Origin of the sequence: Sphingomonas crocodyli (genome assembly GCF_004005865.1) — a bacterium.
Taxonomy (GTDB): domain Bacteria; phylum Pseudomonadota; class Alphaproteobacteria; order Sphingomonadales; family Sphingomonadaceae; genus Rhizorhabdus; species Rhizorhabdus crocodyli.
Window position 1 is genome coordinate 72,857 of sequence record NZ_SACN01000005.1, and the last position, 20,233, is coordinate 93,089.

General features: G+C 67.2%; 18 protein-coding genes. 8 read left to right on the forward strand and 10 right to left on the reverse strand.

Going from position 1 to position 20,233, the window contains the following annotated elements; genetic code table 11:
- Window positions 1-1,071, forward strand: a complete 1,071-nt coding sequence (locus EOD43_RS21685) for a glycosyltransferase (RefSeq protein WP_127746394.1) — start codon at window positions 1-3, stop codon at window positions 1,069-1,071.
- A gap of 58 nt (window positions 1,072-1,129) precedes the next feature.
- Here EOD43_RS21685 and EOD43_RS21690 read toward each other — a convergent pair whose 3' ends face one another.
- Window positions 1,130-2,038 carry a glucosamine inositolphosphorylceramide transferase family protein gene (locus tag EOD43_RS21690; RefSeq protein ID WP_127746395.1) on the reverse strand — a complete coding sequence of 303 codons (909 nt, stop codon included), beginning with the start codon at window positions 2,036-2,038 and terminating at the stop codon, window positions 1,130-1,132.
- A 3-nt stretch (window positions 2,039-2,041) separates the two neighbouring features.
- Window positions 2,042-3,283, reverse strand: a complete 1,242-nt coding sequence (locus tag EOD43_RS21695; protein ID WP_240653463.1) for a hypothetical protein — start codon at window positions 3,281-3,283, stop codon at window positions 2,042-2,044.
- 105 nt (window positions 3,284-3,388) lie between these two features.
- Between EOD43_RS21695 and EOD43_RS21700 the strand changes: the two genes are divergently transcribed.
- The 4 genes from EOD43_RS21700 to EOD43_RS21715 are packed head-to-tail and all read left to right on the forward strand — an operon-like array spanning window position 3,389 to window position 8,562.
- Window positions 3,389-4,726, forward strand: a complete 1,338-nt coding sequence (locus EOD43_RS21700; RefSeq protein ID WP_240653464.1) for a lipopolysaccharide biosynthesis protein — start codon at window positions 3,389-3,391, stop codon at window positions 4,724-4,726.
- Complete coding sequence (locus EOD43_RS21705) at window positions 4,723-5,274, forward strand: RNA polymerase sigma factor (RefSeq protein ID WP_240653465.1); 552 nt, start codon at window positions 4,723-4,725, stop codon at window positions 5,272-5,274. The genes EOD43_RS21700 and EOD43_RS21705 overlap by 4 nt, the downstream gene beginning before the upstream one ends.
- Window positions 5,275-5,276: 2 nt before the next feature.
- A complete protein-coding gene (locus EOD43_RS21710) occupies window positions 5,277-6,221 on the forward strand; it encodes a FecR family protein (RefSeq protein WP_240653473.1) in 945 nt (314 codons plus the stop codon).
- The gene (locus tag EOD43_RS21715; protein ID WP_240653474.1) at window positions 6,208-8,562 is read left to right on the forward strand and encodes a TonB-dependent receptor; all 2,355 of its coding nucleotides are present in this window, start codon (window positions 6,208-6,210) and stop codon (window positions 8,560-8,562) included. Before EOD43_RS21710 ends, EOD43_RS21715 begins: the two co-directional genes overlap by 14 nt.
- Here EOD43_RS21715 and scpB read toward each other — a convergent pair.
- From scpB to EOD43_RS21755, 8 genes are read right to left on the reverse strand one after another with little or no spacing between them, the layout of a single operon-like run.
- Window positions 8,559-9,167, reverse strand: a complete 609-nt coding sequence (gene scpB, locus EOD43_RS21720) for an SMC-Scp complex subunit ScpB (protein WP_127746401.1) — start codon at window positions 9,165-9,167, stop codon at window positions 8,559-8,561. The genes EOD43_RS21715 and scpB overlap by 4 nt on opposite strands.
- Entirely contained in the window at window positions 9,164-9,934 is a 771-nt protein-coding gene (locus tag EOD43_RS21725) for a segregation and condensation protein A (RefSeq protein ID WP_127746403.1), read from the reverse strand. Before EOD43_RS21725 ends, scpB begins: the two co-directional genes overlap by 4 nt.
- A 48-nt stretch (window positions 9,935-9,982) precedes the next feature.
- Window positions 9,983-11,026, reverse strand: coding sequence for a beta-N-acetylhexosaminidase (nagZ, locus tag EOD43_RS21730; protein WP_127746405.1), 1,044 nt, complete (start codon window positions 11,024-11,026; stop codon window positions 9,983-9,985).
- Window positions 11,023-11,823: an SPOR domain-containing protein gene (locus EOD43_RS21735; protein WP_164857387.1), complete on the reverse strand. Its 801-nt coding sequence runs from the start codon at window positions 11,821-11,823 to the stop codon at window positions 11,023-11,025. The genes nagZ and EOD43_RS21735 overlap by 4 nt, the downstream gene beginning before the upstream one ends.
- A gap of 1 nt (window position 11,824) precedes the next feature.
- Window positions 11,825-13,555 (reverse strand): arginine--tRNA ligase, encoded by a 1,731-nt coding sequence (gene argS / locus EOD43_RS21740; RefSeq protein WP_127746408.1) that lies wholly within the window; start codon window positions 13,553-13,555, stop codon window positions 11,825-11,827.
- Window positions 13,556-13,588: 33 nt separating this feature from the next.
- Entirely contained in the window at window positions 13,589-15,496 is a 1,908-nt protein-coding gene (locus EOD43_RS21745) for a M20/M25/M40 family metallo-hydrolase (RefSeq protein ID WP_127746409.1), read from the reverse strand.
- The gene (locus EOD43_RS21750; RefSeq protein WP_127746410.1) at window positions 15,486-16,649 is read right to left on the reverse strand and encodes a deoxyguanosinetriphosphate triphosphohydrolase; all 1,164 of its coding nucleotides are present in this window, start codon (window positions 16,647-16,649) and stop codon (window positions 15,486-15,488) included. Before EOD43_RS21750 ends, EOD43_RS21745 begins: the two co-directional genes overlap by 11 nt.
- 41 nt (window positions 16,650-16,690) lie before the next feature.
- A complete protein-coding gene (locus EOD43_RS21755) occupies window positions 16,691-16,954 on the reverse strand; it encodes a hypothetical protein (protein WP_127746411.1) in 264 nt (87 codons plus the stop codon).
- Window positions 16,955-17,143: 189 nt separating this feature from the next.
- On the opposite strand from EOD43_RS21755, the gene EOD43_RS21760 reads away from it, so the two are divergent.
- The 3 genes from EOD43_RS21760 to EOD43_RS21770 all read left to right on the forward strand — a co-directional run bounded on the left by EOD43_RS21760 (window position 17,144) and on the right by EOD43_RS21770 (window position 20,214).
- A complete protein-coding gene (locus EOD43_RS21760) occupies window positions 17,144-17,677 on the forward strand; it encodes a hypothetical protein (protein WP_127746412.1) in 534 nt (177 codons plus the stop codon).
- A 133-nt stretch (window positions 17,678-17,810) separates the two neighbouring features.
- Complete coding sequence (locus tag EOD43_RS21765) at window positions 17,811-19,028, forward strand: sulfotransferase family protein (RefSeq protein WP_164857388.1); 1,218 nt, start codon at window positions 17,811-17,813, stop codon at window positions 19,026-19,028.
- A 13-nt stretch (window positions 19,029-19,041) separates the two neighbouring features.
- A complete protein-coding gene (locus EOD43_RS21770) occupies window positions 19,042-20,214 on the forward strand; it encodes a DUF1214 domain-containing protein (RefSeq protein WP_127746414.1) in 1,173 nt (390 codons plus the stop codon).
- Window positions 20,215-20,233 lie beyond the last annotated feature (19 nt).

The following is a 20,233-nucleotide window of genomic DNA, read 5'->3' on the forward strand; positions in this document are numbered from 1 at the left end:
ATGCGCATTGCTTATATCATCAACTCCGTCGAAGGCGGGGGCGCTGCCCTGCCGGTTCCCTCCGTCGCCAACGTCCTGCGTCGCGCCGGCGCCGATGTGCGCCTTTTCGCGCTCACCTGCCGGGACGGGCGCGCCTTGCCCGCTATGGCCGATGCCGGGCTGGATGCGATCGTGCGCGGCGGTGGCGAAAAGGATCATGGCGCCGCGCTCGGCTGGCTCGATCGGCAGATCGCCGATTGGCGGCCCACGCATCTGTGGACCTCGCTGACGCGTGCGACCCTGCTTGGCCAGATCGCCGGCCTGCGCCGTCGCGTGCCGGTCGTCAGCTGGCAGCACGCCGCCTATCTGAAGCCCGCCAACCGCCGCCTGCTGCGCACAACCCAGCGGCTGTCGCGGCTGTGGATCGGCGATTCCGATCGCGTGACGCAATTGAGTGCCGAACGGCTCGGCATCGGGCACGACCGGCTGATCACCTGGCCGATCTTCCGCGCAGATCCGGCGGCACCGCTGGGCCGCGTCTGGTATCCGGGCGAGCCGGTGCGGATCGGCACGCTGGGGCGGCTCCATCCGGTCAAGGGCTATGACGTACTGATCGAGGCGCTGGCCCGATTGAAGGATCATCCGGTGCCGCACGAACTGATCGTCGGCGGCGACGGTGCGGAACGGGAGGCGCTCGAAGCGGCGACGCGCGCGGCGGGCCTCTCCAACATTCGCTTTGCGGGCTATGTCGGCGATCCGCGCGGCTTCCTGGCCGATCTGCACCTCTATGTTCAGCCGTCGCGGTCCGAAGGCTTCTGCGTCGCCGCGCATGAGGCGATGCAGGCGGGCCTCCCCGTCGTCGCGAGCGCAGTCGGCGAAATGCCCAACAGCATCGTCGCCGGACAGACCGGCTGGGTCGCGCCACCCGGCGATGCCGGCGAGCTGGCCGAGGCGCTGGGCGCCGCCCTCACCTATCCCAATCGCCTCGCCCCGATGGGCATGGCGGCGCGTGCGCGCGTGATCGACCGCTTCGGCCCCGACCATTTCGAGGCGATCGGCCGATCGATCGTGAAGCGGATGGAGGGCTTCTAGAGCGATTTCGAGGCAGATGGACTCATCTGCCGGCTCGGAAATCGCGGCAATCAGAATGCTATGCAGCGAGCCGGCGCAGGAGCTTCTTCGTCTCGCGCGCAATCTCGATCGACAGGCCGTGCGGCGATAGTTCGGTGCGCTTGACGTCGATCAGCGTCACCGGCCCCGCCGCCGCCAGCGTGTGCAGCCCTTCGGTATAGGGCGCGAACCCGGCCGGGGCGCGGATCGGCAGGCACGCCTCCGCCTCGAACCGGTCGGGCGTCAACACCGGGATCGCAAGCGGGCGGATCGCGCCGCCATAGGTCGCCGAACAATCCTGCGCCGGCAACACCACCTGCTCATCGAGCAGCAACGGCGTGCCGCCGGGGCGCGAGCTGGTGATGTCGACGCGTACCGGATTCATCGGGTGCGGACGCCACGGCCCGGTGAGCTTTTCGGCATAAGCGACGTGGAGCGCGCTCATCTTGTCCGGCTCGCGGCTGGCCGATGTGTAGAACAGCCACCACAGGCCATCGTGGAACAACGGCGTCGCATCGACGGGCACATGATCCAGCTCGATCACATGCGCCGGCTCCCAGACGTATGGAAAGTCGATCGCGCGATAGAGCGTCAGCTTGTTCGAACGATGCGCCTCGGGCAGCATCCACGTCTCGCCATCGGCTTCGAACACGAACGGATAGGACAGGTGCCACGGCTCCTCGATCACCATCCGTCGCTCGATCAGCGCGAAGTCGCGGTCATAGACCAGCACCTCGATCGCGCCGACGCGGACGCGATAATCATAGGTCTCGACGAACAGATACAGCTTGTCGTCGCGCCACAGGCCGAAGGGATCGGCGATGAACCGGAACGATCCCATCGGCGGCAGCCAGCTTATGTCGAACCCGTCGACCCCGCCGCGCGCCACGATCTGATCGATCGTCGCCGACACGATCGCCGGCCGCCAGATGTCCTTGCGCAGTCCCATCGATCAGGCCGCGATACCGCCCTGACGCCGGCGCAGCGGCACGACATTGGGCGCGGTCGCAGGCTGCGGCTCGAACATAGGCATCGGTGCGGCCGGCGCCAGCACGCCGACGATCGCGCGCGCGGCGCGATCGGCCGAACGCTCGGCGGTCAGTTCGAAGCTGCGCTGGAACAGTTCGCGCTGGATCGGGCGATAGCGATCGTGGCTGCGCACTGCGCGATCGAGCGCCGCGCCGAGATGGGTGGGATCGGCGATCACCTCCCCCGCCTGCCAATGCGCATAGTTCGGATTGCCGCGCCAGTCGGCACCATGCGTGTCGAGGAACAGGCACGGCTTGGGCGTGTGCAGGAATTCGTAGATCTGGCTGCTGACGTCGCCCAGATAGATGTCGGCCGCCGCCGTATAGGTCATGTCGGTCGATGCGCTGCTGCCCAGATCGATGTGGATGTTGGGCGCGTCGTAGAAGCGACGATCGATCCGGCCGGGCCGATCGATGCGCAATTTGTCGATCGTCACCACGAAGCTGCGATGGAACAGCATGACGTGCGGCGCGAAGATCAGATTGTAGCGATCGTCCTTCAGGAAATGTTCGAGCACCTGACGGCCCTGTTCGAACCAGGACGACAGGTGCGGCGACGGGTGCGGATTGTAGAGCACCGTCGGCTTGCCATTGTCCTGAAACGGCAGCTTCTGCGGGCGTTCGGGCAGCAGATCGAACTTGGGATAGCCGACCTGGCTCATCCTGTCGGGCGAGACGCCCGCGTCGCGGATCAGCCGCTCGCGGATCTTGCTGCCCGACACCAGCACATGATCGAAACCCGCGCTCGCCTTGTTGAAACCGATCGCGCGGTCGCCCGCGCCATGACGCGTGTGGATGATCTTGAGATCATCGAGCCCGTAGCGCGTCTTGAGCAGCAGCGAGGTCTTTTCGGCGACGACGAGCGCGTCGAGGCTGCGGAAGAAATCGAGATTGTCGCGGTATATCGCGATCTTCGAGACGGGCAGCACCACTTCGAGATGCTTCGCCGCGAAACGCGTCATCGCGCTGCGCAGGCCAAGTTCGACCACATCGACACGATCGCCGATCCGCGCCGCGAGCCGCTTCACCTCGGCGGTCAACCGCGCATTGGTGGTCGCGATCACGACCTCGGTTCCGGGGTGGTTGCGGCGCATCGCCAGAGCGACGGGCAGCGAGTGGGCGACCTGGTGGACCTGGTCGTGATTGAACAGAAAGCCGATCCTCATGCCGGTAAGACGCCGCCGTCCCGAACCACCCGTAAGACTTTTTAGGACAGTCAGGACCGCGACGGGGGTGGTGCAACAGGCCGCACAACCCCTATGCAAACGGCTATGCCGCCGGCCGACGACACCACCCCCGATATTATGAGCGCCCCGCCGCAATCGGGCGTGCGGCGCGTGATCGCGAACCTGCTTCACCTGCTGGGGGGCAAGGCGGTCGCCGGGATCGTCAGCGTCATCTACCTGATCATCGTCACGCACAGTCTGGGCGCGCGCGATTATGGCGTGCTGATCCTGGTCAATGCCTATGCGGTGTTCATGGGCAGCGTGGTGGCCTTTTCCGGCTATCACGGGGTCGTGCGCTACGGATCGCAGGCGCTGGAGGCGGGCGATATCGACGGCATGGCGCGGATCGTGCGCTTCATGGCGGTGGTGGAGGTGGCGTTCGGCGTGGTCGCGCTGGTGCTCGCGGCGCTGATCGTGCCGTTCGTCGGGCCGCGCATGGGCTGGTCCGACGATGCGATGATGCTCGCCATCCCCTATAGTCTCGCCGTCCTCGCCACCGTCCGCGCGACGCCGCAAGGCATCCTGCAGATCGCCGGCCGCTTCGATCTGATCGGGCTGCATCAGGCGATATCGCCGATGGTGCGGCTGATCGGCGCGGCGATCGTCTGGGCGCTGGGCGGCGGGCTGGCGGGGTTCATCACCGTGTGGCTGATCGCATCGCTGGTCGAAGGCGTGGCGATGTGGTGGCTGGGGATGATCGCGTGGGAAAAGCTGGCCGAAGGGCGCCGCCTGACCGGCCCGTGGCGCGGGGTGTTGCGCGAGCGGGGCGGCTTCGGGCGCTTCATCATGCTCACCAATTTCGACATCACCTTGCGCGAACTGGCGCCCAACCTCGCGCCTCTCACGGTCGGCTGGGTGCTGGGGCCGACGGCGGCGGGCCTCCTCGGCCTCGCCCAGCGCGCCTCGGCCTTGCTCCAGCAACCCGCAACCCTGCTGTCGCAGGCGAGCTATGCGGTGCTGGCCGATCAGGTCGCCAAGCGTCAGTTCGGCCTGCTACGCCATACCGTCTGGCGCAGCGCCGCCATTGCGGGCGCGGTGGCGGTGCCGATCGTGGCAGTGCTGGGGCTGCTGGGCGATCGGCTGCTCATCCTGCTCGGCGGGCAGAGCTTCACGGGCGGCACGACGTTGCTGATCCTCGTCGCGATCGGCCGCCTCGCCGCGCTGGCCGCGACGCCGATCGCGGCGGGGCTGACCGCGCTCGGCCATCCGCAACGATCTATGGCGGTCGCGCTGATCACCAACCTCGCGCTCTATCCGGCGCTGCCCGCTTTGCTGTGGTGGATCGGGGTCGATGGTGCGGGCTGGCACGGGCTGATCCAGAATGCAGTCGCGCTCGTCATTGTCGCGCTCTTTTTCGCGCATGATGTCAAAAGGGCGACATGAGCGATTCGGGCTTACGCGGTGTCTTCCTGACCGAACGGCCGATGCTGTTGCGGCTGCTGACCGCGCGGCTGGGCAATCGCGACGATGCCGAAGATGTGCTGCAGGATCTGTGGCTGAAGCTGGAGAGCCTGCCCTCCGGCCCCGTATCGCAACCCGCCGCCTATCTGTTCCGCATGGCCAACAATCTGGCGTTCGATCGCCGCCGATCCGCCAGCCGCCACGCTGCGCGCGACACAGAGTGGCTGTCGGTGCAGACCACGTCCGATGAGATGCCGACGATGGAGGACGATCTGATCGCCCGCCAGCGGCTGCGCCAGATCGAGGCGGCGATCGACGCGATGCCCGAAAGGACCGCGCGCGTCTTCCGCCAGTTCCGTTTCGAAGGGCGCCAGCAAAAGGCGATCGCCGCCGAACTTGGCCTCAGTCTCAGCTCGGTCGAAAAGCTGTTACAGCAGGGATACCGCGCCATTCACGACGCCTTAAGAAAAAATAGTACGGCTCCCGCACCGCGGCGACGTCTTGCTGATGAGGAGGACCGTCGGTCTTGACTGTGGCATCGGAAGATATCGTCGATCAGGCCATTGCCTGGCACCTGCGTCTGGCCGACGCGGACGCCGACGAATGGCACCGGTTCGTCGAATGGCTGGAGGCCGATGAGGCGCATCAGGCCGCCTATGATCAGGTGACGATGGACGACGCGCTGATCGCGCCGTCGCTCGATCTGACCGCAGCACCGGTCGCCGCGAACGACGCCGGGCCGCCGCGCCGCTTCGCGCGCTGGGCGGGCTTCGGCGGCGGGGCGGCCGCAGCCGCGCTGGCGGTCGCGATGCTGCTGCCCGAAACGCAGGCCGTCGCGTCCTACACCGTCGAGACCAAGCCCGGCGAAACCCGCACCATGAAACTCGACGACGGCACGACGATCGAGATGAACGGCGGCACGAAGATGAGCTTCCGCAAGGGCGACGCGCGCTATGCCGCGCTCGAGGCCGGGGAGGCGACCTTCCACGTCCGCCACGACGCCGATCATCCGTTCGAACTGCAATCGGGCCGCTATGCGATCCGCGATCTGGGCACGGTGTTCAACGTGACCCGCGACGGCAAGCGGCTGGGCGTCGAGGTGGCCGAAGGATCGGTCGCGTTCGAACCCAATCGGCAGAATGTGACGCTGACCCCCGGCATGGCGCTGACCGCGCATGAGGACCGGGCCGAACCGAAACTCGATCGAATCGCCGCGCACAATGTCGGCGGATGGCGGCGCGGCGTGGTCAGTTTCCGGGGTGCGCCGATCGAATCGGTGGCCAATGCGGTGGCGCGTTCGACCGGGGCTCATCTGAAAGTCGAACCGACGCTCGCCAAACAGACCTTCACCGGCACGATTCACTTGACCGGTGATCAAGGACGGCTGATCCCCCGCGTTGCGACGCTGATCGGTGCCGATTGGCGGCGTAAGGGGGACAATTGGATGTTGACGACCAAGGGTGATGAAAGCCGCTAAGGCTGCGGCTGCCGCACTGCTTTTGATCACTGCTATCCCATCGGCCGCTTGGGGAAGCGACCGCCGGGACATCGAGATCGCGGCCGGGCCGCTGGATATCGCGATAGCGCGCCTTGCGCAGCTGACCGGGGTCGACATCGGCACGACCGACCCGGCGATCCCGCTTGCCCGCAGCCCCGGCGCGCATGGCCGCTTCTCTGCCCGTTCCGCGCTCGATCGGCTGCTCGAAGGGACCGGCTATCGCGCCGTCCGGATCGACGCGACCAGCTTCCGGATCGAACGCGCGCCCGTCCGCGCCCGCCCCAAACCGCGCCCCGTCGAGACCCCGGCCGATCCCGTCGCCGAACCGATCCTGGTCCTCGCCAGCAAGCGCGACGCGCCGCTGCTGCGCTATCCGGGCAGCATTGCCGTAATCCAGCCCGAGGCCGGCGACATGCTGGGCGCGGGCGAGCGGCGCGATATCCATGCGATCTCCGATGGCCTGCCGATCCTGCAGAGCACCGAATTGGGCAGCGGCCGCAACAAGCTGTTCATTCGCGGTATCGCCGACAGCAGCTTCGTCGGCCCCACCCGATCGACCGCGTCCGTCTATCTGGGCGAGGCGCAGCTTGGCTATAACGGGGCCGACCCCAATCTGAACCTCTACGACATCCGGCGGATCGAGATTTTGGAGGGGCCGCAGGGCGCGCTCTACGGCGCGGGATCGATCGGCGGCATCGTCCGGATCGTCCCCAATGATCCCATGCTCGATCGCTACGCAGCAAGCGTGCTGGCGTCGGCCAGCGCCACGCAGAGCGGCGCCAACGGACACGAACTGGCGGCGATGGCGAACCTGCCGCTGGTCGACGATCGGATCGCGCTGCGCATCGTCGGCTATCAGACGATCGACGGCGGTTTCATTGACGATCGCGGCCGCCGCCTGCGCAACATCAATCGCCAGCGCACGCGCGGCGGGCGCGCGGCGCTGCGCATCGCGCCCGGCGATGGCTGGACGATCGATATTGGCGCCGTCGCGCAGGAAAACAGGGCGCGCGACAGCCAATATACGATGCGCTCGATGCCCGCCCTCACCCGCGCATCGACGATCGCGCAGCCCTTCGAAGGCGATTTCAGCCTGGGTCAGATCGTGGTCCGCAAGACATGGGACAGCGGGCTGCAACTGGTGAGCGCGACGGCCGCGGTGCGCCATCATTCGGACGACCGCTTCGATGCGACCAGCCGCCTGCGGCCCAATATCCCGCTCGCTTATGACAGCCATGATCGCAACGAGATGATCACCCACGAGACCCGGCTGTCGCGATCGGTGGCCAATGGGAATAGCTGGCTGATCGGCGTCGGCTATATCGACGATGACGACCGGATCGAACGCGAGTTCGGGCTTCCGGGGCAGCCGCTGGACATTACCGGCGTCACCAATCAGTCGCGCGACGCATCGATCTTCGGCGAAGCGACGATCGCGCTGACCCCGCGCCTCTCGATCACCGGCGGCGGCCGCCTGACCCGCACGCAGACTGAGAGCGATCCGACCTTCATTCGCCGTGGCACCGCCTTCATCCGAGGGCGCAAGACGCTGCGCTACAGCCCGATGGCGGCCGCGACCTATGCGCTCGCCCCGCGCATCGCCCTATTCGCGCGCTATGGCTCGGGCTTCCGTACCGGCGGGCTCGCGGTCGCCCCCGGCGTCGGCCGCGTCGCGAACTTCACCCCCGACAGCATCCGCGTGGCAGAAGCCGGGCTACGGCTCGCTCGCGGCGGCGAAACCGGCGTGTCGGCGACGGCCGCATTCTCCTATGCGCGCTGGCGCCAGATCCAGGCCGACCTCGTCGACCGGCGCGGCTTTCCTTACTCCACCAATATCGGCAACGGCCGCATCCGTGGGTTCGAGGCGATGGCCGATTGGGTGCCGATGCGCGGCCTCACCTTCGGCGGCGCGATCTTCCTCAATCACAGCAGCCTGCACGATCCGATCCTGGCGCTCACCCCGCAAAGGGGCGACGAACTGGCCGACACGCCGCGCATCAACGGCAATGCGCGCGCCTCCTATCAATGGGGCGATCCCGCCATCTCGCAATGGTATGTGCGGGGGACGGCCAGCTACGTCGGGCGCTCCTTCGTCGGCTTCGGATCAATGCTCAACATCGCACAGGGCGATTATGCGACCATCGGCGCGGGCGCGGGCTGGCAGCGCGGCAATCTCAGCCTGATGCTCGATCTCGACAATATCGCGAACAGCCACGCCAACCGCTTCTCGCTGGGCAATCCCTTCGGCGTCGCCGATCGCAACCAGCAGACGCCGCTGCGCCCCCGCACGGTGAAGCTGACGGTGGCGAAGGGCTTCTAACCCTCCTGCCCCGTATCCTCGTCGGGCTTTTCCATGATCAGCTGTTCCATCGCCAGATCAACCGGATCGAGCAGACCGGCCGCCTTGAGATCGGCGATCCCCGGCAGATCGCGGCGATCGGCAAGGCCGAAATGCGACAGGAAACCGGCGGTGGTCGCGTAGATCAGCGGCCGTCCGGGCGCCTCGCGTCGGCCAGCGGGCCGGATCCAGCCGGCTTCGAGCAGGACGTCGAGCGTGCCCTTGGAAATCTGCACACCGCGTATCGCCTCGATCTCGGCACGGCTGACGGGTTCGTGATAGGCGATGATCGCCAGCGTCTCGATCCCCGCGCGGCTAAGCTTGCGCGGCTCCTCGCGCGTGCGCCGCAGGATGTGGGCCAGGTCGGCCGCCGTCTGGAAATGCCAGCGCCCGCCGCGCTCGACCAGTTCGATCCCCCGCCCCGCATAGAGCGCCGCGAGCCGGGGCAGCGCCTGGGCGACGTCCTCCGCGCCGATCACGGTGGTCAGTTCGGCGACCGACATCGGCGCCTCCGCAGCGAACAAGGCGGCTTCGAGCGCGCGGAGCAGATCGTCAGGCTCGCCGCCCTCGCTTCTTTCGTCGCTCATGCCATCCCCCGGATCATCAGCGGCGCAAAGGGCTCTTCCTGCTGCAGCGCCAGCCGCCCCTGCCGCGCGAGTTCGAGCGCAGCGACAAAACTGGAGGCGAGCGCCGAACGGCGATATTCGCCATCGACGCCGGGCGGCAGGAAGCTTTCGAGATCGGCCCAGTCGAGCGCGATCCCCACCATCCGCGACACACGGTCGATCGCCTGATCGAGCGTCATCACCGGCCGCCGCTGGACAAGGTGGACCGGAACCTCGGCCCGCGCGCGGACTGCGCCATAGGCCGCGATCAGATCGAACAGGCTCGCCTCCCACGCCGCCTTGCGGACAAGCTTGAGTCCTTCCGGCGCGCCGCGCGCGAACACATCGCGCCCCATCCGGTCGCGCGCCATCAGCCGCGCCCCCGCCTCACGCATCGCGTTCAGGCGCTGGAGCCGCAGTTGCAGGCGTAGCGCCAGTTCCTCGGGGCTCGGCTCGACCTCAGGATCCTTGGGCAGCAGCAGGCAGGATTTGAGATAAGCGAGCCATGCCGCCATCACGAGATAATCGGCCGCGAGTTCGAGCTTCAGCGCGCGGGCATTATCGATGAAGGCCAGATATTGTTCGGTGAGCTGTAGGATCGAAATCTCCCGCAGATCGACCTTCTGCGCGCGGGCGAGCGTGAGCAGCAAATCGAGCGGCCCTTCCCACCCGTCGAGATCGAGCGTCAGCACCTCGGCCGACGCTGTGTCGGCATAAGGCAGCTCGAACGGTTCCGCTTCTTCCCCCATAGATGGAGTAGAGCAGGACTTTACGGGCGTTTCCAGCCCCTCACTGGATCAGTAGTTGGTCGGATCAGCGCCGACCGCCGTCTCCAGCACCGGCGCCATCATCGCGTCGCGTTCGGCCATCAGATCGGCGAGGCTGCGAGGCGATACTGCATCCTCGATCGTCGCCATCGCGCGGTCGAGCCGGGTCTGGGCGGTCTCCCCGATCGGGCCGACCGCGCCGGCGACGGCCTCCATCTCCTCCAGCTTGCCCGAGCAGTGGAGGATGATGTCGCAGCCGGCGGCGAGCGCCTGTTCCGCGCGCGTACCGAAATCGCCCGACAGCGCGTGCATGCCCAGATCGTCGGTCATCAGCAGCCCGTCGAAGCCGATGCGCCCGCGAATGACGTCGCCGATCACGGTCGGCGATAGCGTGGCGCAGCGATCGGCATCCCACGCGCGATAGACGACATGCGCGGTCATCCCCATCGGCGCGCCCTTCAACGCGATGAAGGACGACAGATCGGTTTCGAGCGCGTGGATATCGGCATCGACAACGGGCAGCTCGACATGGCTGTCGGCCATCGCGCGGCCATGACCCGGCATATGCTTGACGACGCCGACGACGCCGCCCGCCGCCAGCCCCTCGATCACCGCGCGGCCGAGCGCGGCGACGCGGACCGGATCGGCGCCCAGCGCGCGATCGCCGATGATGTCGTGTGCCCCCGGCTGCCGCACGTCGAGCAGCGGCAGAAGATCGATGTTGATCCCCGCGTCGCGCAGGATCGCCGCCAGCGCCATCGCGTTGAGCCGCGCCGCTTCGATCGCGGTTATCGGGGCGATGTCATAGAGGCGGTCGAACGCCTCGGCCTTCGGGAAAGCCGGCCAGTGCGGCGGCTGCATCCGCGCGACGCGCCCGCCCTCCTGATCGACCATGATCGGCACGCCAGTGCGGCCGGTCAGGTCACGCAGGCTGTCGGTCAGCGCGCGCAGTTGCGCCGGATCCTCGACATTGCGGCGGAACAGCACGAACCCCGCCGGATCGACCGAGCCGAAGAAGGCGCGTTCGGCATCGGTCAGAACCGGGCCGGAAAGCCCGAGAAAGAGTGGGGTCACCCGATCACCGAACAGCTTTCGCCCGCCGTCTTGAGCCGCGCGCAGATGTTGCGCGCGTCGCCACCGCTGGCGCGCAGGCGATAGAGGGTCTTGTCCCCCGACTGGACCGGCGCGACCGACTGGGTCAGGCCCGACAGGAAGGAGAAGCGGCCCGAAAGCGACTTCCACGCCGAATTGGCCTTGGCCGGGCTGGAGAAGGCGCCAAGCTGCACCATCGATCCACCGCTGGCGGGCGCCGGCGCCGCAGCGACCGGAGCGGCGGCAACGGGCTTCGACGCGGCAGGCTTGGCGGCCGGCGGCGTCACCTTGGTCGGCACCGCCGCGTCGGCGGTCTTGGCAGGCGCGGTCGCGGCAGGCGGCAGGCCGGCCTGCGCAGTGCGCGACGGCGGGATCGGAACAGCGACGGCCGAAGGCGCGCGATCGATATTGACGGGCGCTTCGGCCGCGCCGCGCGTGTCGACCTCGCTCGCCACCTCATTGCCCTGGCTGGCGCTATAGACGATCTCGTCGCCCGATCCGACGTCCATGCCGCCCGGATTTTCGGGGCGCTGCTTGTAATAATCGTCGGGCGCCTTGATGACCGAACCGTCACCCGAGGCCGCGACATCGCCGCGCCCGCGCAGCCAGAAGACCGAACCCGCGATCAGGCCGACGACGACGAGCAGGATGATCGCGGCCATCGCGATCTTGACGGGGCTGAGACCCCGCTCCTCCTCATAATCCTCCTCGACCGGTTCGAGCCAGGGCAGACGCTCTTCATCGTCTGGTCCCAGCCGGTCGCGGGAGTAATCGGTCATCTCACTGCATCTCCTCGGCCGCGGCGACACCCATGACGCCCAGGCCGTTGCGGATAATCTGCCCGATCGCATCGGACAGCGCCAGACGCGCACGGGTCGTTTCGGGATCGTCCGCCAGCAGGAAGCGACGAGCCGGGTCGTCATTGCCGCGATTCCACAATGCGTGGAACATCGCCGCCAGATCATAGAGGTAGAAAGCGATGCGATGCGGCTCATGCGCCGCCGCCGCACCCTCGACGATCCGGGGGAATTGCGCGGCGAACTTTACGAGCGCCAGTTCCTCGGCATCGAGCAAGGCCAGATCGGCGGCCGGAGCCACGTCGATTCCCGCCTCGCCCGCACGGCGATGGAGCGAGCGGCCGCGTGCGTGCGCATATTGGACGTAGAAGACCGGATTGTCCTTCGACGCTTCGACCACCTTGGCGAAATCGAAATCCATCTGCGCGTCGGACTTGCGGGTGAGCATCGTGAAGCGGACGACGTCCTTGCCCACTTCGCGCACCACATCGGCGAGCGTGACGAAATTGCCCGCGCGCTTCGACATCTTCACCGGCTCGCCACCGCGCAGCAGGCGCACCATCTGCACCAGCTTGACGTCGAGCGGCACCTTGCCGCCGGTCAGCGCCTGCACCGCGGCCTTGATCCGCTTGACCGTGCCCGCATGGTCGGCGCCCCAGATGTCGATCAGCAGATCGGCGCCCTCGGCCTTCTGCGCATGATAAGCGAGATCGGTGCCGAAATAGGTGAGGCCACCGTCCGACTTGCGCACCGGGCGATCGCTGTCGTCGCCGAACGCGGTCGCCTTGAACAGCGTCATCTCGGTCGGCTCCCAATCGTCGGGAAGCTCGCCCTTGGGCGGTTCGAGCGTGCCTTCATAGACGAGGCCCTCGCCACGCAGCCGCTCCAGCGCCGCATCGACCTTGCCCGCCTTTTGCACGGCGGCCTCGGACGCGAACAGATCATGATGGATGCCGAGCAGCGCCAGATCGGCGCGGATCATATCCATCATCTTTTCGACGGTGAACTCACGGAAGGTATCGAGCCACTCGCTTTCGGGTGCGCTCACATATTTGGAGCCGAATTTGGCCGCCAGCGCCTGCCCGATCGGCACCAGATAATCGCCGGGATAGAAGCCCTCGGGGATCTCGATCGTCTCGCCCAGCGCCTCGCGATAGCGAAGGTGGGCCGAGCGTGCGAGCGTCTGCACCTGCGCGCCCGCATCGTTGACATAATATTCGCGCGTGACGGCGTAGCCCGCATATTCGAGCAGGGCCGCGAGCGCATCGCCCACCACTGCGCCCCGGCAATGGCCCATATGCATCGGCCCGGTCGGGTTGGCCGACACATATTCGACATTGACGCGGGTGCCGCTGCCGACCGTCGAACGGCCATATTCGGCGCCGGACGACAGGATCGTTGCAAGCTCGTCGCGCCAGGTGCCGTCGGTCAGCCGGACGTTGATGAAGCCGGGGCCGGCAACCGAAGCCGCCTCGATCTCGGGCAGTTCCGCCAGCTTCGGCACGATCAGGTCGGCCAGCGCGCGCGGATTGAGGCCCGCAGGCTTGGCGAGAACCATCGCGACGTTGCTCGCCAGATCGCCATGCGAGGGATCGCGCGGCGGCTCGACCGCGACATTGCGGCGATCGATGCCGGCGGGCAGCGCCCCCGTCGCTTCGAGTTCGTTGAGGATAGCGCCGATCCGGTCGGCGAAACGCTTGTAGAGCGTGGTCAAAATCTCGGGTCCATATGCTGTGTGGCGGGCGCCTTACTTGGTTTTGGCGCCTTCAGAAAGGCTGTAGGTCGCGATAGACGGCGCCATCGCATCGAAGCGCACCCAGAGCGCGATGCCGATCGCGATGGCGAGCAACGGCGCGGCGGCCCGCCAGTCGCCGCGTTCGGGCAGCAGCGGCCAGAGCAAGGGCAGGCCCGCCAGCAGCGCCACGACCAGCACCGGCGGCAGTTCGGCGCCCAGCGCAAGCATCACGAAATGCGCCATGCTGCCGATATGGCCGAGGCCGATCGCCGCGACGAGCGCAGTCACGGCAAGGCCGGTGAACGACGGAAGCAGCCCGCGTGCGACGGCGCCGATCGCGACCAGCAGCAGCGGCCAGGCGAAGAAAGGCGCGGCGGTGGGCGCGAGGATTTGCGTAATCATCGCTATAAAAAACAGGAGCGCGGCCGAACCCGTCGGGCCATCCGCGTCTCGCGGCAGGATCGCGGCGAGGCCCATCGCGACGACCGCGAGCAGGACGAGCAGGATCAGCGGCCCGCCGCTCAGCAGGCCGATCCACATCATCGCCTGCGCGGGCACGATCGCGAGCAGCTTTATGTCCAGACGACGCATCAGCGGCAGCAGCGCGATCATCGCCGCGATCGCACACCACGCCTGCACCTCCAGACGCGGAATCGCGGCGAGCCGATCGTAGTAGTTCGAGTGGCCACTGCCCGAGAGTGCGTTCAGTGCGGTGATCAGGAGTGCAGTGTGGACGAGGAAGGTCAGGGTGACGATCACCCCTCCCGCCACGTCGCCCCAGCGGAGGCTGGGGCCTATTTCTGTCGAGGCAGACGGTACCGCACGAGAAAAGAGCGATAGGCTCCAGCCTCCGCTGGAGCGACGAGGGAGAAGGAATAAGGCGGCCGCCAATCCCAGCACCACCCAGCCCCAGCCGGCCGAATAGACGATCATCCACCGCCCCATCAGATCGGCGAAGGCGGCATCGGGTTCGCGGGCGGGAAGGTCGCGCGCGAAGGCCATCGCGCGGATCACGCCGAGCGTCTGATCGCCCATGTCCTGCAACGTGCCGGGATCGAGCGCGTCCGGAGTCGAGAGCGGCGAGTGATAGGTCCAGGCGCGATCGAGCGGGGCGATGTTGAAGCCGGGAATGCCGCGCGCCTTGGCCGGGGTGTAGTCGGTCGAATTGGGCATGCGATCATAGACAAGCACCGACACCGAATTGGCGGCCGGCCGCGCGATCTTGTCGGCATAGAGCGCCATCATCGCCCCGTTGCCGCGCCCCGTTTCGAACATGTTCGCCCGGCCGCCCGCGCCGCGCGCATCGAGATTGACCATCGCGCCGACGCGGCGGCGAAGCGGGTGATTATCGAAGAAGGCCTTTGCGCCGTTGAGGCCGATTTCCTCGCCATCGGTGAGGATGATCAGCACGTCACGCTCAGGCGGCTTCCCGACGGCGCGGATCGCGCGCAGCGCCTCGACAGCGGTGGCGACGCCGATCCCGTCGTCGGCCGCGCCCGGCGAACCCTCGACACTGTCGTGATGCGCCATGATCGCGACCGCCGGCAGCGCCGGATCACGGCCAGGCAGGCGCGCGATGATGTTGGTGCCGGTGATGCCGTCGGCGGGCCGGCCGATCCACTTCGCCAGCCGCTTCGCGGCCTTGGGATCGAGCGGCACCGGCTGTTCGGAGACTTCCGCGCCCAGCGTGCGCAGCCGCGCGATCAGCCAGGCGCGCACCCGCGCATCGGCATCACTGCCCAGCACATGCGGCTCGTGCCCGACGGCGCGGACCACCTCCATCGCGCGGACCGCGGAGAAGACGGTGGGCGGCGCATCGGCTCCGCGCGGGGTTGGCGGGATCGAAGCAAGCACGATCCAGACCAGCGCACCCGCCAGCGCCGCGATCAGCGCGACCCAGCGAGCGGTATTAGAAGGCATCGCCGATCTCGATCGGGCCGATCAGTTCGCGGTAGCGCGACAGCGCGTAGCGATCGGTCATCCCCGCGATGAAATCGCCGACATGGCGCGCGCGTGCCGGATTCTCGGCAGGCAGGCTCTCGCGCCAGCCGTCGGGCAGCAGCGAGGGATCATTGAGATAGGCATCAGCCAGTGCGGCGACGACGCGCCCCGAAAGCTCGGCGATCGCGAGTTGCTGCGGGTGGTGATAGAGATTGGCGTACATGAAGCGGGTCAGCGCCTTTTCGCGCGCCGCCATCTCGTCCGAAAAGCCGATCAAGGCGCGGCCGGCGGCGCGGACATCCTCGACCGATCCGGGCGCAGCCTCTGCAAGGCGGCGACGGCTTTCGGCGATCAGATCGTTGACCATCGCCCCGATCTGCTCGCGCACCAGTTCTCCCAGCAGGCGGTGTTCGGCGACATCCGGGTAACGCGCTCGGGCGCGATCCCAGTTGGATGCGACAAGCGGATCCTGACGCACCTGATCGATCGTCAACAGCCCGGCGCGCACGCCATCGTCGATATCGTGATTGTCATAGGCGATGTCGTCGGCAAGCGCCGCGACCTGCGCCTCCAGGCTGGGCCAGCTATCGAGATCGAGCGACCACGCCGCATCGATTTCCGCCATCGCCCAGCTGGGCTTTGCGAGCGGGCCGTTATGCTTGGCCAGCCCTTCGAGCGTTTCCCAACTGAGGTTCAGCCCCGGATGCGCAGGATAAGGCGCTTCGATATGGGTGAGCAGGCGCAGCGTATGCGCGTTATGATCGAACCCGCCTGTCGCCGTCAGTGCGCGATCCAGCGCGGTTTCTCCGGCATGGCCGAAGGGCGGATGGCCGAGATCGTGACCCAGGCAGAGCGCCTCGGTCAGATCCTCGTTCAGCCCCAGCGCGCGGGCGATCGTGCGGCCGATCTGCGCAACCTCGATCGAGTGGGTCAGGCGGACGCGATAATGATCGCCGTCGGGCGCGACAAAGACCTGCGTCTTGTGGCGGAGACGCCGGAAACTGATCGAATGGATGATGCGATCGCGGTCGCGTTGGAATTCGTCACGAGGCCCGCGGGTTTCGGCCGATGGCGTGGCGTGGAAGCGGCCCCGGCTGCGGTAGGGATCGGCGGCGTAGGGGGCGAGCGTCATGCTCCGCCTGATGGCGGAGCCGGGGCGTCAAGTCGAGGGGGTCAGCCGTTGGTGGTCGACGTATCGGCTTCGGCGCGCGCCGGCGCCGTGCGATCGTCGGCCTGCGCTTCGATGCGGGTGACGCGGGCGAGCGTGCGCCAGCTGTCGAGGCTCAACGTCGAGGTCGGATAGAGGCGTTCGGCACCGCGCGGTTCGCCATCGACGCTGTTGGCCGCCTGAACGCCCTGCGCCGCCGTGGTGGCGAAGGCCGGAACGGTGACACCCAGCAAAGCGACTGCAAGAATCGGACGGACGGCACGCAACATCGACTCTCTCCCCTGAACGAGTCGGACCTTGCCCCAGGCGCGGTTAAGAAAAGGTGTGCCCCGGTAACGAATGTTCGCAAATGGCGGATCACCGCGACTTTCGACCAAATGGCCGATGATGGCGACGGATGGCGCGGAACCATCGCCGATGCGCGGCTTTGGCCTATCAAAAGATAAGCGAGAGGCCCGATGAACCCATCCCTTCCTACTGCCCTGATGCTGGCGCTCACGCTCGGCGCGTGCAGCAGCCCCGCGCCAAATGGCGATCAATCGCGCGCCGACAATGTCGCCGAAGCCGAAAGCGGCAATACCGCGCTCAACGAGGCCGAACCCACGATCGGCGGCGACGGATCGGAGATCGTGCTGTCGTCGCTCTCCTCCGCTGACATCACCAAGGCGAAGCTGCGGGGCGAACTCGGCTGCAGCTTCGCCAGCGCGGACGGCGGCACGCTGTTGATCGCCAAGGGCCATGTCGGATCGGACGATCCGGCTTTCGGGATCGTCAAGGTTGGCGACTATGTCGAGCAGGTCGCGACGCCCGGCGGCTATGACCATATGATCGATGGCGCGACCTTCGGCGGCAAGGGCAAGACGATCCGCATCGCGCTGACCGGCCCTGCGATCGGCAGCGGCGAATCCCCGCCGCGCCCGGCCACGCTCACCTATGATCGCGCCGACGGCGCCCAACGCGGCATCGCCGGGCAGTGGACCTGCGGCCCATAAGCGCTTCCGGCTGACCGGAGCCGGGCGTTCCGGCAGATGCATCGCGCCGCAAAGGCCATAGCCTGCCCCGCGAAGGACAAGAGCGGGAGAGACGAGAGCGATGACGTGGGATCCGGGCGCAAGGCCGGCATGGGTGCAGCACGCCATCAATGGAGAAGGCGGCCCGATCTACGCGATCGCGCGCCAGCCCCTGATCGTCGACGAACTGCTGGCCGAGGCCGAGCTGACCACCGGGCTTTCCGATTGGGGTCCGGACGATTTCCGCGAGCCGCTCGATGTCTTCATCGCCGCGATCGAGGCGGAGGCGAACCTGCATCCGGCGGGACGGCTGCGGCTGCGTGGTGAGGTGATGCACGCGCTAGAAAACCGCCTGCGTCACTACCGTTACCTTGCCGACAATCCCACCGTGCTGAACGAAAGGATCGTCGCGCCGATCATCGTGACGGGCAGCCCGCGGGCAGGCACATCGATGATGCACGAACTGATCGCGCTGCTGCCCAACATGCGCGCGCCGGTGACGTGGGAATATTGGTGGCCGACGCCCTTTACCAATCATCGCGGCGGGCGCGATCCGCGGATCGAACTGGCCAATGCGGACGTGCGCCTGCTCGCCGAACTGTCCGTGGCGATGGACGGCATCCACACCTATGGTGGGCTGCAACTGCGTGAAGACCCGTCGGCGATGCTGCCCACCTTCCGCGCCGATCCGCTTTGGACCTATTCGCGTGTGCCATCCTACGATCGCTGGATTCAGGCGAACGGGCTGCGGCCGGGCTATGAATATCATCGGCAGGTGCTCCAGATCCTCCAGCATCAGGCGCAGGACAATCGAACCTGGGTGATCAAGGCGCCGTCGCACCTCGGCTATCTCGAACTGATGCTCGAACTCTATCCCGATGCGCGGATCGTGGTGTGCCATCGCGATCCGATGGCGATGATCAGCTCCGTCTCCAGCCTGATCGCCACCCTGCGCTGGAGCAGCGCCGAGGGCGTCGATTTCAAGGAGGTGGCGCGCGAAAGCATGGACCAGTTCGGGCGCAATCTCGACGCGGTGCTCGACATGCGCAAACGCGGCGTGCTGACCGACGATCGCTGCATCGACGTGACGTTCGATCGCTTCACCGGCGACCAGGCGGGCGCGGTGAAGGCGATCGCCGAACGCTTCGGCATCCCCTTCCCCGCCGCAACCGAACAGGCGCTGGCCGACCACCTCGCTGCCAAGCCGCGCGGGCGTCACGGCGGCCACGCCCACAGCGTCGACGCGCTGGGCATGGATATCGCCGCCGAACGCGCGCGCTTCGCCGATTACATGACCTATTTCCACGTCCGGCCCGAAGAAGCCGGCGACTGACGGGAGAGCAAGGATGAACGGCAGCGATCTGACCAGCGGCCAGGCATGGCGCGATTTCTGCGCGCGCATCTCCGATCTGGGCGACAAGATCTTCGAGCCCGGCAAGGACTATAGCGAGGCGGATCGCGCCGAAGGCTATCGCCACCTGCTCAATCAGGTCGCCTGCTGGAGCACCTATGCATTGGGCAGCAGCGATGCGGCCCAGCCCTTGCTGTTCCGCCACAACGACCTCGTCTATCGCTGGGGCGGGCCGAACGTCGATCAGAACGCACGGCGCACCACCATTTCGGGCAAGCACACCTATCGCCTCTCCGGATCGATGGGTGCGTGCGAGGAATTTGCGGTGCAGGCCAAGCGCGGGGAGATGCACAACAAGGGCGGCGGCGGGGTCGACGTGACTTTGTGGGCGTCCGATCTCGGCATCGGGCCGGGCGATGCGTTCGACATCCTGATCTCGTCCGATCCGGCCGACAATCCGACGCTGCTGATGAGCCCGGATTCGAGCCTGCTCCACGTCCGCGATTATTATTATGACTGGCAGTCGGCCGAACCCGCGACCTTCGTCATCGAGCGGATCGACCGGATCGACACGCCCGGCCGCGCTACACCCGATCGGGTTGCGGGAATGCTCGACACCGCTTTGGGGCAGATCGAGAATTCGATGCTCTACTGGCCGCCCTATCAAGAGGCGCGCCGCGCGGAGGCTCCCCTCAACGAATTCAGCACGCCGGGCCTTGTCGCCGAAGGTGTCGGCGATCTCTTCTATTCGCACTGTTTCGTGCGGATCGAGCCGGACGAGGCGCTGGTCGTCACGGTGCGGCCGGACGATGCCGCGCACTGGAACCTGCAGCTTTATATGCGCGAATGGTATGAGCCGCTCGACCACGTCAACCGCGTCACCCACCTCAACGAGGCGCTGGCCGAGCGCGACGCCGACGGATCGGTGCGGATCGCGATCAGCGCGCGCGACCCCGGCATCGCCAACTGGCTCGACACCGAAGGCCGCGTCGAAGTGATGGCGACAAGCCGCTGGACCAAACCCGACGGCATGCCCCTGATCACCACGCAGCGCGTCAAGCTCTCCGATCTCGACGCGCTGAACCTAGGACCCAAGGTCGATGCCGAGGCGCGTCACCAGCAGATCGAAGCGCGGCGCTCGCACCTGGCATGGCGGTGCCACTGCTGACGGTGCGATGCGCCGCGTC

Coding starts and splice junctions, on each gene's coding strand:
- EOD43_RS21690 (WP_127746395.1), bottom strand. CDS start 2,038: ATGGGACTGCGCAAGGACATCTGGCGGCCGGCGATCGTGTCGGCGACG.
- EOD43_RS21695 (WP_240653463.1), bottom strand. CDS start 3,283: ATGAGGATCGGCTTTCTGTTCAATCACGACCAGGTCCACCAGGTCGCC.
- EOD43_RS21750 (WP_127746410.1), bottom strand. CDS start 16,649: ATGACGCTCGCCCCCTACGCCGCCGATCCCTACCGCAGCCGGGGCCGC.
- EOD43_RS21770 (WP_127746414.1), top strand. CDS start 19,042: ATGAACGGCAGCGATCTGACCAGCGGCCAGGCATGGCGCGATTTCTGC.
- EOD43_RS21735 (WP_164857387.1), bottom strand. CDS start 11,823: ATGACCGATTACTCCCGCGACCGGCTGGGACCAGACGATGAAGAGCGT.
- EOD43_RS21685 (WP_127746394.1), top strand. CDS start 1: ATGCGCATTGCTTATATCATCAACTCCGTCGAAGGCGGGGGCGCTGCC.
- EOD43_RS21755 (WP_127746411.1), bottom strand. CDS start 16,954: ATGTTGCGTGCCGTCCGTCCGATTCTTGCAGTCGCTTTGCTGGGTGTC.
- EOD43_RS21705 (WP_240653465.1), top strand. CDS start 4,723: ATGAGCGATTCGGGCTTACGCGGTGTCTTCCTGACCGAACGGCCGATG.
- EOD43_RS21745 (WP_127746409.1), bottom strand. CDS start 15,496: ATGCCTTCTAATACCGCTCGCTGGGTCGCGCTGATCGCGGCGCTGGCG.
- EOD43_RS21700 (WP_240653464.1), top strand. CDS start 3,389: ATGCCGCCGGCCGACGACACCACCCCCGATATTATGAGCGCCCCGCCG.
- scpB (WP_127746401.1), bottom strand. CDS start 9,167: ATGAGCGACGAAAGAAGCGAGGGCGGCGAGCCTGACGATCTGCTCCGC.
- EOD43_RS21725 (WP_127746403.1), bottom strand. CDS start 9,934: ATGGGGGAAGAAGCGGAACCGTTCGAGCTGCCTTATGCCGACACAGCG.
- EOD43_RS21760 (WP_127746412.1), top strand. CDS start 17,144: ATGAACCCATCCCTTCCTACTGCCCTGATGCTGGCGCTCACGCTCGGC.
- EOD43_RS21715 (WP_240653474.1), top strand. CDS start 6,208: ATGAAAGCCGCTAAGGCTGCGGCTGCCGCACTGCTTTTGATCACTGCT.